The organism is Streptomyces sp. NBC_01723, from assembly GCF_036246005.1.
Taxonomy (GTDB): Bacteria; Actinomycetota; Actinomycetes; order Streptomycetales; family Streptomycetaceae; genus Streptomyces.
The window spans coordinates 8,707,998-8,722,958 of sequence record NZ_CP109171.1 but is presented as its reverse complement, the minus strand read 5'-3'; the positions used below and the strand labels follow the sequence as shown (position 1 = coordinate 8,722,958).

16 protein-coding genes are annotated in these 14,961 nt (G+C 69.4%); 14 read left to right on the top strand and 2 right to left on the bottom strand.

Annotated features, from left to right (window positions below; translation table 11 throughout):
- Window positions 1-54 precede the first annotated feature (54 nt).
- The 13 genes from OIE75_RS40560 to OIE75_RS40500 all read left to right on the top strand — a co-directional run bounded on the left by OIE75_RS40560 (window position 55) and on the right by OIE75_RS40500 (window position 11,979).
- A complete protein-coding gene (locus tag OIE75_RS40560) occupies window positions 55-384 on the top strand; it encodes a carboxymuconolactone decarboxylase family protein (RefSeq protein WP_329468898.1) in 330 nt (109 codons plus the stop codon).
- A 90-nt stretch (window positions 385-474) separates the two neighbouring features.
- Window positions 475-1,455, top strand: coding sequence for an aldo/keto reductase (locus tag OIE75_RS40555; protein WP_329473905.1), 981 nt, complete (start codon window positions 475-477; stop codon window positions 1,453-1,455).
- An 86-nt stretch (window positions 1,456-1,541) separates the two neighbouring features.
- Window positions 1,542-2,315, top strand: a complete 774-nt coding sequence (locus tag OIE75_RS40550) for an SDR family NAD(P)-dependent oxidoreductase (protein ID WP_329468900.1) — start codon at window positions 1,542-1,544, stop codon at window positions 2,313-2,315.
- A 13-nt stretch (window positions 2,316-2,328) separates the two neighbouring features.
- Window positions 2,329-2,646 (top strand): putative quinol monooxygenase, encoded by a 318-nt coding sequence (locus OIE75_RS40545; RefSeq protein WP_329468901.1) that lies wholly within the window; start codon window positions 2,329-2,331, stop codon window positions 2,644-2,646.
- Between the two features lie 35 nt (window positions 2,647-2,681).
- Window positions 2,682-3,470, top strand: a complete 789-nt coding sequence (locus OIE75_RS40540) for an SDR family NAD(P)-dependent oxidoreductase (RefSeq protein ID WP_307017588.1) — start codon at window positions 2,682-2,684, stop codon at window positions 3,468-3,470.
- Window positions 3,471-3,537: 67 nt separating this feature from the next.
- Window positions 3,538-4,422, top strand: a complete 885-nt coding sequence (locus tag OIE75_RS40535; RefSeq protein WP_329468903.1) for an aldo/keto reductase — start codon at window positions 3,538-3,540, stop codon at window positions 4,420-4,422.
- Window positions 4,423-4,592: 170 nt separating this feature from the next.
- Entirely contained in the window at window positions 4,593-5,594 is a 1,002-nt protein-coding gene (locus OIE75_RS40530) for an SMP-30/gluconolactonase/LRE family protein (RefSeq protein WP_329468904.1), read from the top strand.
- A gap of 275 nt (window positions 5,595-5,869) precedes the next feature.
- Complete coding sequence (locus OIE75_RS40525; RefSeq protein ID WP_307017581.1) at window positions 5,870-7,018, top strand: FAD-dependent monooxygenase; 1,149 nt, start codon at window positions 5,870-5,872, stop codon at window positions 7,016-7,018.
- Window positions 7,019-7,176: 158 nt separating this feature from the next.
- The gene (locus OIE75_RS40520; RefSeq protein WP_329468905.1) at window positions 7,177-7,458 is read left to right on the top strand and encodes a TrkA C-terminal domain-containing protein; all 282 of its coding nucleotides are present in this window, start codon (window positions 7,177-7,179) and stop codon (window positions 7,456-7,458) included.
- Between the two features lie 53 nt (window positions 7,459-7,511).
- Entirely contained in the window at window positions 7,512-7,805 is a 294-nt protein-coding gene (locus OIE75_RS40515) for a hypothetical protein (RefSeq protein WP_329468906.1), read from the top strand.
- A 108-nt stretch (window positions 7,806-7,913) separates the two neighbouring features.
- Complete coding sequence (locus tag OIE75_RS40510) at window positions 7,914-8,123, top strand: hypothetical protein (protein ID WP_307017575.1); 210 nt, start codon at window positions 7,914-7,916, stop codon at window positions 8,121-8,123.
- Window positions 8,124-8,192: 69 nt separating this feature from the next.
- On the top strand, window positions 8,193-9,971 hold the full coding sequence (locus OIE75_RS40505) for an ABC transporter ATP-binding protein (RefSeq protein ID WP_329473906.1): 1,779 nt from the start codon (window positions 8,193-8,195) through the stop codon (window positions 9,969-9,971).
- A 73-nt stretch (window positions 9,972-10,044) separates the two neighbouring features.
- Entirely contained in the window at window positions 10,045-11,979 is a 1,935-nt protein-coding gene (locus OIE75_RS40500) for a multicopper oxidase family protein (RefSeq protein WP_329468909.1), read from the top strand.
- Window positions 11,980-12,043: 64 nt separating this feature from the next.
- On the opposite strand, the gene OIE75_RS40495 is transcribed toward OIE75_RS40500, so the two are convergent.
- Window positions 12,044-12,307: a hypothetical protein gene (locus OIE75_RS40495; protein ID WP_329468910.1), complete on the bottom strand. Its 264-nt coding sequence runs from the start codon at window positions 12,305-12,307 to the stop codon at window positions 12,044-12,046.
- 241 nt (window positions 12,308-12,548) lie between these two features.
- On the opposite strand from OIE75_RS40495, the gene OIE75_RS40490 reads away from it, so the two are divergent.
- Window positions 12,549-13,727, top strand: coding sequence for a glycosyltransferase (locus OIE75_RS40490; protein ID WP_329468911.1), 1,179 nt, complete (start codon window positions 12,549-12,551; stop codon window positions 13,725-13,727).
- Window positions 13,728-13,825: 98 nt separating this feature from the next.
- Here OIE75_RS40490 and OIE75_RS40485 read toward each other — a convergent pair whose 3' ends face one another.
- Window positions 13,826-14,902, bottom strand: coding sequence for a glycosyltransferase (locus tag OIE75_RS40485; protein WP_329468912.1), 1,077 nt, complete (start codon window positions 14,900-14,902; stop codon window positions 13,826-13,828).
- Window positions 14,903-14,961: the final 59 nt, after the last annotated feature.

Here is a 14,961-nt window from a genome sequence, read left to right as displayed (position 1 = left end):
AATCTGCTGATTAAGTTTTTCAGCTAATTAAACACGCAGAAAGGATGAAATGCCATGACTGAAGAACAGACCGCCGTACAGAAGCTGCTCGGCGACTTCGCGCCCGAACTGGTCCGGCTCACCGACGACGTCCTGTTCGGCGAGGTGTGGGCGAGTGAGGGACTGTCCCAGCGGGACCGCAGCCTGATCACCGTGGCCACCCTGGTCGCCCTCTACCGCGCCGACCAGCTTGCCTTCCACCTGCCGAAGGCGCTGGAGAACGGAGTGACGAAGGACGAGCTGGTCGAGGCCATCACCCACATCGCGTTCTACGCCGGCTGGCCCAATGCGATGTCCGCGATCACCCAGCTGAAGAACATCGTCGAGGGCGCCGACGCGAGCTGACCCCGCGCCGCTCCGTCTACCTCACGACCATCAGGACCTGCACCGGCCAGGGCGTTGTCGTCGCTCGTGGCCACTCGAAAGGAGAACGAAATGAAGAAGCGTGTACTGGGAAACAGCGGGCTTGAAGTGTCGTCGATCGGGCTCGGCTGCATGGGAATGACCTTCGGCTACGGCCAGGCCGCGGACACCGGTGAGGCCATCAAGCTGATCCGGGCGGCCGCCGAGCGCGGTGTGACGCTCTTCGACACCGCGGAGGGGTACGGGGAAGCGAACGAAAGGCTGGTGGGGGAGGCCCTGGCGCCGGTGCGCGACCAGGTCTCCATCGCCACGAAGTTCGGGTTCAAGGACGGCAACCCCGCAGCGGGGCTGGACAGTCGGCCGGAGCGGATCCGGCTGGTCGCCGAGCAGTCCCTGCAGCGTCTGCAGACCGACCGCATCGATCTGTTCTACCAGCACCGGGTGGACCCCGACGTGCCGATCGAAGAGGTCGCCGGCACGGTCCGGGATCTCATCCAGGAAGGCAAGGTCAAGCACTTCGGCCTGTCCGAAGCGGGTGAGGACGTCATCCGCAGGGCCCACGCGGTCCAGCCGGTCACGGCCCTGCAGAGCGAGTACTCGCTGTGGTGGCGCGAGCCCGAGGAGATCATCCTGCCGACCCTGGAAGAACTGGGCATCGGCTTCGTGCCGTTCAGCCCGCTCGGCAAGGGCTTTCTGACCGGCGCGATCAGTCAGGACACGAAGTTCGAGGCCAGCGACATCCGTAACGTGCTGCCGCGCTTCGAGGAAGAGGCGCGTGAGGCCAACCTCGCGCTGATCGCGCTGCTGGGTGAGATCGCGGACGCCAAGCAGGCGACCCGGGCTCAGACCGCCATCGCGTGGCTGCTGGCGCAGAAGCCGTGGATCGCACCGATCCCGGGCACGACGAAGCTGCACCGCCTCGAAGAGAACATCGGCGCCGACAACGTGGAGCTGACCTCCGAGGACCTCGGGCGCATCGAAGAGGCAGTTGCCCAGGTGCAGATCAAGGGCGAGCGGTACACCGCAGCGCAGCAGAAGACCATCAACCGGTAAGTCATCATCCTCCCTCGGCCCGTTCCTGACGAAGCGTCGTTCAAGGCGCTTCGTCAGGAGGGCCCTGCCCGTCAGGAGAAGTTCACATGGAAGCGCAGGCACTCAAGGGGCGGATCGCCCTGGTCACCGGCGGCACGACCGGACTCGGTTTCGGCGCCGCCAAGCGTCTGATCGAAGAGGGAGCCACCGTCTACATCACGGGCCGGCGCAAGGACGTGCTTGACGCCGCAGCGGAGAAGCTCGGCCCGTCCGCCACCGGGATCCGAGCCGACGTCACGAGCAAGAGCGACATGCTGCGCGTCGCCGAAACGATCAAGGCGGCGCACGGCCACCTCGACATACTCTTCGCGAACGCGGGTGGCGGACACGCCACGCCCCTCGCTGAGCTGAGCGAGGAGCAGATCGACAGCGAGCTCGGCATCAACATCAAGGGCGTCATCCTCACGGTGCAGAGCGTGCTGGACGTCCTGCGCGACGGCGCGTCCATCGTCCTCAACGCGTCGATCACCGCCGACATGGGGCTGCCCGGGTTCGCCGTCTACGCGTCGTCGAAGGCGGCCGTACGCTCCCTCGCCCGCAGCTGGACGACGGACCTCAAGGACCGTGGGATCCGGGTCAACTCGATCAGCCCCGGAGTGGTGCCCACCGAGGGCTACAGCCACGAACAGAAGCTGAGCGACGACGACATCGCCGCCTACGTCGAGCGCGTCGCGAAGGAAATCCCGGCCGGACGCGTGGGAACGGCCGAGGACATCGGCGACGCCCTCGTCTTCCTGGCCTCGGACACCAGCCGCTACATCACGGGCGTCGACCTCGTCGTGGACGGCGGCATGACCCGCGTCTACGCCGGCCAGAACTGACGGAGGAACCCACATGACCACGCTCAAGTCGGCAGAGCGCCACGTCATCTGCGAGGTACGCGGCAACCCTGCCCACCGCGCCAAGGTCAAGGAGCTCCTGCTGGAGCTCGTGGGCCCCGCGCGGGCCGAAGCCGGATGCCTCTACTACGACCTCTACCAGCAGTCGGACGAGCCCGACACCTTCTACATCGTCGACGGCTGGGCCTCGCCCGAAGCCGTCGTGGAACACGCCGAGCACCCGAACGTGACGAAGGTCGTCGAGCAACTCCTCCCGCTGCTCGACGCACCCCTCAAGGTCACCACCAGCAATCGGGTCAGCGACCCGGACTAGCGACAGGCGGGGTCCGAACCCTTCAGGACATACTCATGGCTCGCATCTTTATCACCGGTTCCACCGACGGCCTCGGCCTGATGGCCGCCCAACTGCTCGTGCGGCAGGGCCACACGGTGGCGCTCCACGCACGCAACAACACCCGGGCCCGCGACGCACACGCCGCGCTCCCGGACCACGCGGGCGTCGCCGTCGGTGACCTCTCCAGCATCGCCCAGAGCCGCGACGTGGCCACCCAGGTCAACGACCTGGGCACCTTCGACGCGGTCATCCACAACGCCGGCGTCGGCTACTACGGGCGAGGCAAGGTGGAGACCGAAGACGGTCTCTCGGACGTCTTCGCGGTCAACGTGCTGGCGCCCTACCTCCTCACGGCGCTGATCACACCGCCTCGACGGCTCATCTATCTCAGCTCCGGCATGCACCACAGCGGCGAGGCCACCCTGTGGGACCCGCAGTGGACGACGCGGCCGTGGCAGGGCTCCCAGGCGTACTCGGAGTCGAAGTTCCACGTCACCGCTCTCACGCTCGCCGTCGCTAGGAAATGGCCCGAGGTGCTCTCCAACGCCGTCGACCCGGGCTGGGTCGCCACGAAGATGGGCGGCAGTGGCGCCACCGACGACCTGCGGCTGGCTCCGGTGACCCAGGCATGGCTGGCGGCCGCCGACGACGCGGCGGCGCTGGTCACCGGCCGCTACTTCCACCACCAGCAGCCCCGCCCTCCGCACCCGGCGACGCAGTCGCCCGAAGTGCAGGATCGGCTGCTGACGTACTGCGCCGACCTCACAGACGTCGAGCTGCCCACAGCAGTCTCTGCCGACTGAGCCCGCGTCCCCCTTCCCGTCCTCACGCGGGCACCGCTGCGTGCGCCCACCACGATTGGAGCGAACCATGACCGCAACGAACCCACTCATCACCCTGAACAACGGCGTCCAGATCCCCGCCCTGGGACTCGGCGTCTACCAGAGCGCCCCCGAGGAGACCACCGACGCGGTCCTGACCGCGCTGCACGACGGCTACCGGCTGATCGACACCGCCGCCGCCTACTTCAACGAGCGGGAGGTCGGTGAGGCGATCGCCCGCTCCGACATGGACCGCTCCGAGATCTTCGTGACGACCAAGGTGTGGATCAGCGACTACGGCTACGACTCCGCGCTGCGGGCTTTCGACGTAAGTCTGCGCAAAATGGGCATCGAGCAGCTCGACCTGTGGCTGCTGCACCAGCCGTTGCCGTCCGACTTCGAGAGGACGATCGCGGCGTACAAGGCGGCGGAGAAGCTCCTCGCCGAGGGGCGCGTCCGTGCGATCGGCGTGTCGAACCAGACGCCCAAACAGCTCGAAGAGCTCATCTCCCGCACCGACATCGTCCCGGCCGTCAACCAAATCCAGGTGCACCCCTACTACACGCAGCCCGAGTGGCGCGCAGCGAACGAAAGCCACGGCATCCTGACCCAGTCGTGGTCGCCCATCGGCGGCTCCTACGTCTACCGAGGCGCCGAGACGAACCCTCTTGAGGACCCCGTCATCACGGCCCTGGCCGACAAGCATGCAAAGACGTCCGCGCAGATCGTGCTGCGCTGGCACCTCGACCACGGCTTCTGCGCGATCCCCAAGTCCGTCAAAGCCCATCGCATCGCCGAGAACTTCGACGTCTTCGACTTCGCCCTGACACCCGACGAGGTGGCCGCGATCGACGCCCTCGACACCGGCGTACGCGGCGGACCCGACCCGGACTCGCTCAACCTGGAGAACGCCGGCTTCCCAATCCCCGACTAGGGACTCCCCAGCCGATCAGGCACGTCGTCAGCGCCGCTGACGCCCCCCCTCCGGCCGGGCCCGAACGGCTCACGGGCCTGGGCCCGGTCGTGGCTCTCCCCATTGCTGCCTCCAAAGCGCTGAACACCTCGGTACCCGTGCGGCGCCGATGGAAAGAACGAAAGAGTGCAATGACCACGAAAAACATATCCATGAAGAAGCCGTTCAAGCTCGCGGCGATCTCCGCGACGGCAGCCGTCATCGTCTCGGCACCGTACGCGTCCGCCGCGACCGGACAAACGGACGCGCAGCCCGCCGTCACCCATGTGAAGACCGTGGCCGCCTTCGACTTCGCCACCGGCGACGTGCCCGAGAACATCACCGTCGCCCCGGACAATTCGCTGACCGTCTCGATGGTGGGCACGCCCGCGGGCGAACGGCCGGCACTGGTGCGGATCACGCCGTCCGGGCACCGCACGGTGCTGGTCACCGGGCAAAAGGGCGACGGGATCACCGGCAACACTCGCGGCCACGACGGCACCGTCTACTACAACGTCTGGTCCTCCGACGCCTCCCGGAACGGGGTGTGGAAGCTGCCGCCCGGCGGCACTCCTCACCGCATCGCGGCCCTGCCCGTCGACAGAGTCCCCAACGGTCTGGCCATCGATCCGGCCGGGCGCACCTTGTACGTCGCCGACAGCCAGAAGGGCACCGTCTGGGCCGTCCCGGTCGCCGGCGGCCCCGCGGCCGCCTGGCTGGTCGACCCCGCCCTCGCGATCAAGGCGTCCGCCCCCGTGCCGTACGGTGCGAACGGACTCCGTTTCCACAACGGCGCCGTATGGGTCTCCAACCTCAGCAAGGGCACCCTGCTGCGGGTCCCCGTCACCGCCACCGGAACTCCGGGCCGGATCCACACGGTCGCCGACGGCCTCACTGGCATCGATGACTTCAATTTCCTCAGTGACCACTCCAACGTCGTGTTCGCCGCGCTGAACACACAGAACAAGATCGTGGTCGTCTATCCGAACGGCACCACCAGGACCGTGCTGACCGCCTCGGACGGCCTCGCCTCGCCCACCGCCACCGCAGTGCGCGGGAAGCGGTTGTACATCACCGACGGCGGACTCAACGAGCCCCACGACGCGCAAGTGCAGAGCGGGAAGATCGACCTCGGCGCGCTGCTCTCACACTGAGCGTCCGGCAGTGCCCAGTGGTCCAAAGGGCGTGGCCTGCAGGATGCCAGCTGGGGGTCCCTGCAGGTGCCCCTCACAACCGAGACTCCCACGTCATCGCCATTGCCGGTTGCATGGTCAGTGTCCCCCTTCCGTGGGGATGGGGCCCCAACTGGCAAGAGCCCGGTGAGCACGCTGGACAGCGCCGCCGAGATGTTCACCCCGAGCCTCGGCGTCCGCCACAGCGCGCCCGGCCACACCACCACCGTGACGACTCCCCTGAGGAGAACAACAGCATGACCACAGCTATGCGCGACGTGCCCCGTTCCGGGAACCGGGACGAGCGCCAGGGCGCCGCCATCGTCGTCGGTGCATCTCTCGCGGGTCTGATGACCGCTTTGGCCCTGTCGCACGCCGGAGTCGACGTGACGATGCTGGAGCGATCGGGAGCCGCCCCTCGGGCCCGGAAGGGGGCTGCTCTCGGCGGGGTGAGTGAGGGCCTCCTCAGCAGAATCACGGGATCTCGTCACGCACACGGCGGTTCGGCGCCACTGAGTTCAGTGGCCCCCGGTGTGCAGAGCTGGATGGCGGTCCACGCCCGGCTCCGGGCGGCCGCCGACGCCGACCCCTATATCGAGCTGCGCCCCCATACGCTCGTACGGAGCGTCGACCAGGACGCGGATTCCGCGTGGGTGATCACCTCGGACCAGCAGACATTCCGAGGTGATGTCGTGATCGGAGCGGATGGCCACGGAAGCGTCGTGCGCGTCGGCGTCGCACCCGACAAGCCCGACGCGGCGTTCGCCGGCTACCTGATCTGGCTCGGCCTCACCAACGAGTCCTCGCTCGCGTCCTCGCGCCGCCTGCCGCGGGACGTCGACATCCTCAGTGGCGGAGAGGACTATCTCCTCGGCTACCCACTGCCCGGCCCCGACGGTTCCGTCGCCCCGGGCTCGCGCCAGGTCGGCTGGGCCTGGTACGACGCGAGCCACAACAATCTCCTATGCGAAACGGGCAGTGTTGTCGGCAACGTCGTGCGTCGGTCGCTCACCTCCGGCGACATACCGGAGGCGACCTTGCGCGAGCTCGCGGACAAAGCCGAAGACCTGTGGCCGTCGCCCTGGCGTGAGGCCATCCTCGATTGCATCGAGCGGCGTGCCGTCATCGGCACCCCCATCGCCGAGTACGTCCCCGATAAACTCGTTAACGGGCGTCTTGCCCTGGTGGGAGATGCCGCGCATGTGCCGACGCCGATGACCGGCTCGGGCTTCAGCGCATCGCTCCACGACGCCGAGGCCGTCGCCGAATCCGTTGCTGCGGGCGTGCGCGGATCGACGGTGGCGCAGGCTCTCGGAGAGTACGAAAGGAAGCGGCTCGGCAACGTCCGCGGCATGGTCCAGTCGGGCCAGCAGTTCAGCCGCTCTTTCACCGGCCGAGCCGCCTGAGCACATCCCTGGCGCCGGCGTACCACCGGAACCGAATCCACACGTCACCAGCACACCGGCGTCGACGACTCAGACGTGGACGGGTTGAAGCCAAGGTCTCATCTGGTCGTCGGTGGCACAGAGCCGGCGTCCACCACGTCGTCTACCCAGAGCACGACATGGGCCAGCGCGTCACCCACCTCGTACGAGGCCGGAAGCTGGACTACATCGAGTTCGAGGACGACTTCGCCATGGTCAAGACCAACCCTCCGGCCGACATCATCGGCCTCCTCCTGTCCAACAGCGCCGTCCGCACCCGTTACGGCATCACGGTCGTCGCCATCAAACTCCCCGGCGAAGGCTTCACTCACGCCACCGCCGAAACCGTCGTGGAAGCAGACGGCACCATCATCGTCGCCGGACGCACCCGCGCGACCGAACGCTTGAGCGAACTCCAGTAAGCGACGGCAGGCGGCTGCGGGTCGGTGCGGTCGTCGCATGCACCGGGGCGCGCATGGACCTGCGCGGCACCGGCGGTCCCCTGGTGCGCTGCCTGCTGGAGCAGGGTCAGGCCCGGCCCGGTCCGGCCGGTGTCGGTCTCGGCACCGGGGAGGAGGGGCGGCTGGTGCCCGCGGCGGGTGTGCGGGGTGTGCGGCTGTGGACGATCGGGGCCCTGCGGCGGGGGAACCTGCTGGAGACCACCGCCGCTGCGGAGATCCGGGCGCAGGCCGCCGAGGCCGCCGGCGCGGTGCGGGAGGCGCTCGCCGTGCCCCGGGCTTCCCGGCCGGCCGCTGCGGGCAGCGGCTGAGGGGCTCGGCCGGGCCTCCAGCCGGAGTCGACGGATCGCCCGCCGGTTGTTGAGGCGCTTGGGTCAGGGTGGCGGTGAACGGGGTGGGCCGGCGAAACGGAGACCGTCATGCGGGCACGGCAGGCACCGGCCAGGGCCATGAGGGCGCTGGGCCGCGGTTTCGGCGAGGGCGTCATGTGGATGGGGTTCGGATGGTTCGGGGCGCTGCCGCCCCGTCCGTGGTCCGGGTACGCGTTGCCGCTCGTCGAGCAGCCGTGTCTGCCGCCTCTGTCGCAGGAGGAGTTCGTGCGGTGGACGGCGCCGGTCAAGGACCTGTGAGAGGTGGCCGCGGTGTGCGGCCTGCCAGACGTTCCGCCCGAGGACAAGCCGACGAAGAAGGAGACCCAGGTGAGGCGCACCGGGCCGGCCGCTGCTCATGTTCCTGTGCCCAAGCGGCGCATTCTCAAGCTGTTCCGTCCCTACCGCAGGAGCCTGCTGTTCGTCGGGGTGCTGGTGGTGGCTTCGTCGCTGGTCTCTCTCGTCAATCCGTTCCTGATCCGCGAGATCATCGATGTGGCGCTGCCGCAGGGCAGGACGGGGCTGCTGTCCGTGCTCGCGCTGGGCATGGTCGTCGTCGCGGTCGCGAACAGCTCGTTCAACGTGTGGCAGACCTATCTGTCCGCGAAGGTCGGCCAGCTCGTCATGCACGATCTGCGGACCGCCGTCTACTCCCATCTGCAGCGCATGTCGCTGGCCTTCTTCACCCGGACCCGTACCGGTGAGGTGCAGTCGCGGATCGCCAACGACATCGGCGGGATGCAGGTGACGGTGACGACGACGGCGACGGCGCTGGTGTCGGACGTGACCACGGTGCTCACGACGGTCACCGCGATGGCGCTGCTCGACTGGCGGCTCACCCTCGCCTCGCTGTTCGTGCTGCCGGGTTTCGTGTGGGTGAGCCGTCATGTCGGGGACGAGCTGCGGGTCCTGACCCGTGCGCGGCAGCGTCAGTTCGCCGACCTGTCGTCGAACGTCCAGGAGTCGCTGTCGGTCAGCGGGATCATGCTCGGTCACACCATGGGCCGTTCGCGTTCGCTCAGTGACGCGTTCGCGGGGCAGTCGCGCAAGCTGACCGACATCGAGGTGCGGGCCAGCACGGCGGGCCTGTGGTATCAGTCCACGATCTGGATCGTGATGGCGGCCATGCCGGCGGTGATCTACTGGGTGGCGGGGCTGAGTGCCGGCGGCGGCCACATGTCCGTCTCCATCGGTGCGCTGGTCGCGTTCGCCACGCTCCAGCAGATCCTGTTCCGGCCGGCGCAGCGGCTGCTGACGATCGGTCTGGACATTCAGAGTTCCCTGGAGTTGTTCGGCCGGATCTTCGAGTATCTCGACCTGCCCGTGGACGTGGCCGAGCCGGAGCGGCCGGTGGTGCCGGCGAGTCTGCGGGGCGAGGTGCAGTTGCGCGGGGTCGGTTTCCGCTATGCGGGGGCCGAGCGGGCGACGCTGGAGGGTGTCGATGTGACGGTGGGCGCGGGGCGCAGTCTCGCCGTCGTCGGGGAGACCGGGTCGGGCAAGACGACGCTGAGTTACCTCATTCCGCGGCTGTACGACGCGACGTCGGGCGTGGTGACGATCGATGGTGTCGATGTGCGTGACCTGTCGTTCGACACGCTTGCCGCCGCTGTGGGTGTGGTCTCCCAGGAGACGTATCTCTTCCATGCGTCGGTCGCGGACAATCTGCGGTTCGCCAAGCCGGACGCGAGTGACGAGGAGCTGGTCGCGGCGGCGCGGGTGGCGCACATCCACGACTATCTGATGTCGCTGCCCGACGGCTACGACACGGTGGTGGGCGAGCGCGGGTACCGGTTCTCCGGCGGGGAGAAGCAGCGGCTGGCCATCGCACGGGCGATCCTGCGTGATCCGCCGGTGCTGGTGCTGGACGAGGCGACCAGTGCGCTGGACACGCAGACCGAGCGGGCCGTGCAGCAGGCCGTCGACGCGGCGAGCGCCGGCCGTACGACGATCACGGTCGCGCACCGGCTGTCGACCGTCCGCAACGCCGACGAGATCCTGGTCCTGGACGGGGGGCGGGTCGCCGAGCGCGGCACCCATGACGAACTGCTCGCCCTGGGCGGTCATTACGCGACGCTGGTGCGGCGGGACGGCGAGATGGCCGTGGTGTAGGCGGGCGCCTGGCCGGGGGGTGTGCAGTCGGCCTCGAGCGGTTCTGGAGGGGTCATTGCCTACGATCCGGCGCATGGAGACCGCGTCTGCCGCAATACCGGATCCGTACTCGGTCGGCCGGCGCACCCTGCTGCGCGGTGGTGCCGTCGCCGGGCTGGGTGCGTTCGTGTCGTCGTCGTCCGTCTTCGCCTCGCCCGGCCCGGTTCCGGCCGGGGGCGCCGAGCCGTCGGCGGACGGACTGCTGCTGACGAAGTTCAAGGACCCGCTGCGCACGCCGCCGGTGCTGCGTCCGCGTGAGCGCGGCGGGTTCGACGAGCTGACCGTGCGGATGCGTACCGCCGACGTCACCGTGCACTCGGAGCTGCCGGCGGTCCGGATGTGGACGTACGAGGGCAGTTATCCGGGTCCGACGATCGAGACGGTCCGCGGCCGGCGGCTGCGGGTGGCCTGGGAGAACGCGCTGACGGGGAACATCCCGGTCACCGCTGTGGAGTTCGGGCGGCCCGGCGGCCCCATGCCGGATCCGCTGTCCAACTATCCCGGCACGGACGGCTGCCAGGAGGTGGCCGGGGTGGCCGGTCTGGGGCCGTGGGCGGCGGTGCATCTGCACGGCATGCTGACCGGTGGCGGCAACGACGGCTGGATGGAGAACCTGCTCGCTCCGGGCGAGGTGCAGTTGTCGGCGTATCCCAACGACCAGGCCGCGACGACCCTCTGGTATCACGATCACACCCATCACGTGAGCCGGTTCAGTGTGTATGCGGGGCTGGCGGGTCTGTTCGTGTGCCGCAACGCCGAGGAGCGTGCCCTGGGGCTGCCGCGGGGCCGGTTCGAGGTGCCGCTGGTGCTGAGCGACCGCAACTTCGATCTGGACGGGTCGGGGGCCATGGCCGGGCGTCTGGTGCACAAGGTGGAGATGGTCAATACGAAGCTCATGCGGGCGCATGCCGCTCCCTACACCCTGGTCAACGGTGTGGTGTGGCCGTATCTCGAGGTCCAGCCGCGCTGGTACCGGTTCCGGATCGTCAATACGGCCAACTCGCGGATCTACCGGCTGATGCTGCTGGCGGACGGCGCGCCCGTGGCGGGCGCGTTCCAGGTGATCGGGACTGATCAGGGGCTGGTCGGCAGGCCGCTGCCGGTTCAGGGGGCGTTGAACCTCTCCCCCGGTGAACGCGTGGACGTGCTGGTCGACTTCGGTGCGTTGCGCGGCCGGTCGGTGAAGCTGGTCAACACGATGGACGGTGTGAGCCCGGGTGGTTCCAGTGTCCGTGACGACCTGCTGGAGCCCGATGTGATGCAGTTCCGTGTCGCGGGCCGGGGATCCGGCGGGCGGTTCACGCTGCCCCGGACCCTGTCGCCCGGCTTCGAGCGGCCCACGCATCACGATCTGCCGCACGGCGGGCGTCCCCGGTGGGTGGTGCTGGTCGGTCCGGGTGCGGCGAACGTGCCCGAGCTGTGGGAGATGGAGGAGGTGGAGGCGGCCGAGGCGGAGCAGATCACCCTGCCCTCGGCGGGTGTCGTCCAGGTCCGGGACGGCGAGGGGGTGGTGACCACGCTGCGGCGTACGGCCATGGCCTACGACGACGGGAACGCGTTCACCGTGGCGCACGGCGGTGTGGAGATCTGGAAGTACCTGAATCTGGCCGCGTCGCCGCATCCCATGCACATTCACCTGGCGCACTTCCATGTGCTGTCCCGGGAGCACTACGACGTGAGCGGTTTCGACCGGGTGGTGCGGGGTTCGGCCAGGCCGGCCGCGTTTTTGGGGGCGGCGCAGTTGGAGGCGCACGAGCTCGGGGAGAAGGACACCGTCCGGGTGGGCACGGCCGGCCGGATCGTGCCCGGGCCGGAGGGGACGCCGGGTGAGATGGTCACCGTGGCGGTGCGTTTTCCCGTGGTGGGCCGTGGGGTGCACCACTGTCACATGCTGGAGCACGAGCAGCACATGGTGCGTCCGCTGGTGGTCTCTCCGGCCGGTCACCGGCACGTGGGCGGCCACCACTGACACGGCGTGTGCCCGCGGCGGTGGTCGGCGCGGGCACACGGCGGGCAAAGCGTCGGGGGTGCGGTCAGGCGGCCTTGCGGACGATCTCCACGGGGCCGGCGTCCAGGAGGGCGCGCACGGCGCCCTCACCGCCCGCGACGTCCAGCGACATGTCGTGGAGCCGGCCGATGACGTTGCGGACGACCTTTTCCGGCTGCGTCTTCTCGGTGCCCTCCCAGACCAGCTCGGGGAAAACCGTCAGGTAGACCTTGTCGTTTCCCTGGCTGTAGATGTTCACTTCCATGACGTCACGAAGGGCCATCCGGGCTTCGTAGATCAGGCTGTTCATGTGCCACCGACTTCCGGTATCCGTTTCTGGGGCTTCCTGGCCACACGTACCGGACCCATGATGGTCAGCGGCCGAACGGTGCGCAACGAGGCCCAAAGAATACTCTGTTCAACTGCGGGAATTCCGCGATTGAACGGGATTGCCAATTAACGATGTTTGACAGAGAAAGGCCGCCCTGCGGACCATCGGCAGTGTTCGCACATGCTGCTGGCCGCGTCCCACGAAAAGCATCCGGAGTGCCATGAAAATCCTGTTCGTCACCACAGGCAGCCAGGCCACCTACTACGCCGCCGCTCCGCTGGCGACGGCCGCGCGCAACGCGGGCCACCACGTCGTGCTGGCCGCCCACGAGCCGTGGGTGGAGACCGCGGAGGCCATCGGTCTGCCCACCTTCTGCTTCACCGTGGACCCGATCCGGCACTTCATGCGGGTCACCAACCCGGGCAAGGGGCTGCGGTTCCCCCGGGAGCTGGGCGACGAGGAGATGCTCGGGCAGGGCCGCGGCTTCGCGAAGATGGGCCTGGCGGGCGTCGAGTCGCTGCTGGAACTGTCCCGGGACTGGCGGCCGGACGTGGTCGTGGGCAGCTCGCAGAGCTACGCGGCGATGCTGCTGGCCGCCCACCTGAAGGTCCCCTACGTGCGCCACATCGAGTACCTGGGCATTCCGCTGACCGGGATCGACCCGGGTGCCGAGGCCGAGCTGCGGCCGGAGATGGAGCGCCTGGGCGTGGACGGGCTGCTCGAGCCCGACCTGCTGCTCGACTCGACGCCGCCCTCGCTGCGGCCGGCCGGCGATCCGGCGGCGCAGGCGATGCGCTGGATCCCCAGCAACCCGCAGCGCCGGCTGGAGCGCTGGATGTACACCCGCCCCGAGGGCGGCCGCAAGCGGGTGGTGATCACCTCCGGTTTCCGCAGTCTGATGTTCCGCGACCCGGGCTGGTCGATGCCGCTGCTGGTCAAGGAGCTGGACAAGCTGGGTGCCGAGACGCTGATCGCGGCGAACCCCGGCGCGGTGGGGCGGTTCGGCGACCAGCTGGGTGACGCGCGCGTGGGCTGGATCCCCATCGACGTCACCGCCGCCACCTGTGACCTGGCGGTCCATCACGGCGGTGCGACCACCGCGACGACGCTGATGGCCAACGGGGTGCCGCAGCTGGTCATCCCGGAGAACCCGCCGGAGTTCCCGCCGAACTACCACCGGGAGGCCATCGCCAAGGCCATCACCGGCTTCGGTGCCGGCAGGACGCTGTGGCCGCAGGCCCAGGAGCCGGACAAGGAGCCGGGCGAAGTGATCGCCGCGGCCTGCCGGGAGCTGCTGGAGAACCCCGGCTACACGGAGCGCACGCAGTTCCTCGCCAAGGAGATCTCGACGCTGCCCACGCCCGCCGAGATCGTGCCCAGGCTGGAGGCGCTGGTCTGAGGGCCGGCCACGTTCACGGCCGGCACGCGCCCGCGCCCCGGGACCGCGGAGGGTTCTCCGCCGGTCCCGGGGCGCGGGCGCGTGGTGCGGGCTCCCGCTCAGCGGGCGGCCAGGGCCTCGATCTCGCGCAGCACCTCGTCCGGGGTGGGCAGCGCGGCGCTGTGGGCGGCGAGGGTACGGGTCCGCTCGGCGTACGTCGGGTCGGCGAGGATCTCCCGGCAGGCCGTGACGGTCACCTCGTCCAGGTCCTGCCCGTCCTGGGGCCGGTCGCGGTCGACCATCACGGCGGCGCCGTAGCCGCTGACGGCCTGGGCGACGGCCTTGCCGTAGCCGTTGTCGGGGACGATCAGCTGGGGCACGCCGGCGTGGATCAGTGTCATGGCGGTGGTGGCGCCGCCGTGGTGGACGGCCAGGTCGCAGGTGGGGGCGACGACGTCCAGGGGGATCCAGCCGATGCGTACGCCGCCGAGTTCGGCGCCGTAGCGTTCGGCGGCCTCGGGCAGGGCGGCGATCAGCACCTCGGCACCCGCCCCGGTCAGGGAGTCCACCAGGCGGCGCAGCGAGCTGCCGGGGGTGTCGAGCATCAGGTTGCGGGTGCCGGCGGTGATCAGCACCCGGCGCCGGCCGGCGGGGCGGGTGTACATCCACGGCTCGACGCGGCGCTGGCTGACCCGGGGCACCCAGCGCATCGACCGGGCCGCGGAGGCGCCCGGCGGGCGCAGGGCGGGCGGGCACAGGTCGACGAAGAGGTCGGGCTCGGGCAGGCCGGTCAGTCCGAGGCGCTGCAGCTGCGGCTGGAGTTCGGCGATGGCGGTGCGGTCCCGGCGGGCCATCGGGGCGATGTACCAGATGTGCCGGACGAAGGGGACCTTGAGGCGGGCGGCGAGGAGGCGGGGGACGTGGGAGAGGCCGCCGACGACCAGGTCCGGGGTCCACTGCCGGGTCACCTCCAGCAGGGCGTCGATGCGGTCGGTGGCCGTCATGGCGTCCTGGCCGTAGCGCATGCGGTCGGGCGTGATGCAGACCGCGGGCAGGGCGACGGACTGGGCGGCCGCCATCAGTGGTTCGTCGGCGGCCAGCAGGATCTCGTGGCCGGCGTTGCGGGCGGCGGCGGCGAGCGGGGCGACGCCGAAGACGGCCGCCTGGCTGCCCCCGACGGTGAACAGTATTTTCATGGCTGTCGCACTTCTTTTCGTGGTCGGGTCGGGTGCGCGGACCGCGCGGGCGGGGCGGA

Bases quoted from the DNA above. Each gene is read 5' to 3' on its own strand.
- OIE75_RS40560 (WP_329468898.1), top strand. From the start codon at position 55: ATGACTGAAGAACAGACCGCCGTACAGAAGCTGCTCGGCGACTTCGCG.
- OIE75_RS40555 (WP_329473905.1), top strand. From the start codon at position 475: ATGAAGAAGCGTGTACTGGGAAACAGCGGGCTTGAAGTGTCGTCGATC.
- OIE75_RS40550 (WP_329468900.1), top strand. From the start codon at position 1,542: ATGGAAGCGCAGGCACTCAAGGGGCGGATCGCCCTGGTCACCGGCGGC.
- OIE75_RS40545 (WP_329468901.1), top strand. From the start codon at position 2,329: ATGACCACGCTCAAGTCGGCAGAGCGCCACGTCATCTGCGAGGTACGC.
- OIE75_RS40540 (WP_307017588.1), top strand. From the start codon at position 2,682: ATGGCTCGCATCTTTATCACCGGTTCCACCGACGGCCTCGGCCTGATG.
- OIE75_RS40535 (WP_329468903.1), top strand. From the start codon at position 3,538: ATGACCGCAACGAACCCACTCATCACCCTGAACAACGGCGTCCAGATC.
- OIE75_RS40530 (WP_329468904.1), top strand. From the start codon at position 4,593: ATGACCACGAAAAACATATCCATGAAGAAGCCGTTCAAGCTCGCGGCG.
- OIE75_RS40525 (WP_307017581.1), top strand. From the start codon at position 5,870: ATGACCACAGCTATGCGCGACGTGCCCCGTTCCGGGAACCGGGACGAG.
- OIE75_RS40520 (WP_329468905.1), top strand. From the start codon at position 7,177: ATGGGCCAGCGCGTCACCCACCTCGTACGAGGCCGGAAGCTGGACTAC.
- OIE75_RS40515 (WP_329468906.1), top strand. From the start codon at position 7,512: ATGGACCTGCGCGGCACCGGCGGTCCCCTGGTGCGCTGCCTGCTGGAG.
- OIE75_RS40510 (WP_307017575.1), top strand. From the start codon at position 7,914: ATGCGGGCACGGCAGGCACCGGCCAGGGCCATGAGGGCGCTGGGCCGC.
- OIE75_RS40500 (WP_329468909.1), top strand. From the start codon at position 10,045: ATGGAGACCGCGTCTGCCGCAATACCGGATCCGTACTCGGTCGGCCGG.
- OIE75_RS40495 (WP_329468910.1), bottom strand. From the start codon at position 12,307: ATGAACAGCCTGATCTACGAAGCCCGGATGGCCCTTCGTGACGTCATG.
- OIE75_RS40490 (WP_329468911.1), top strand. From the start codon at position 12,549: ATGAAAATCCTGTTCGTCACCACAGGCAGCCAGGCCACCTACTACGCC.
- OIE75_RS40485 (WP_329468912.1), bottom strand. From the start codon at position 14,902: ATGAAAATACTGTTCACCGTCGGGGGCAGCCAGGCGGCCGTCTTCGGC.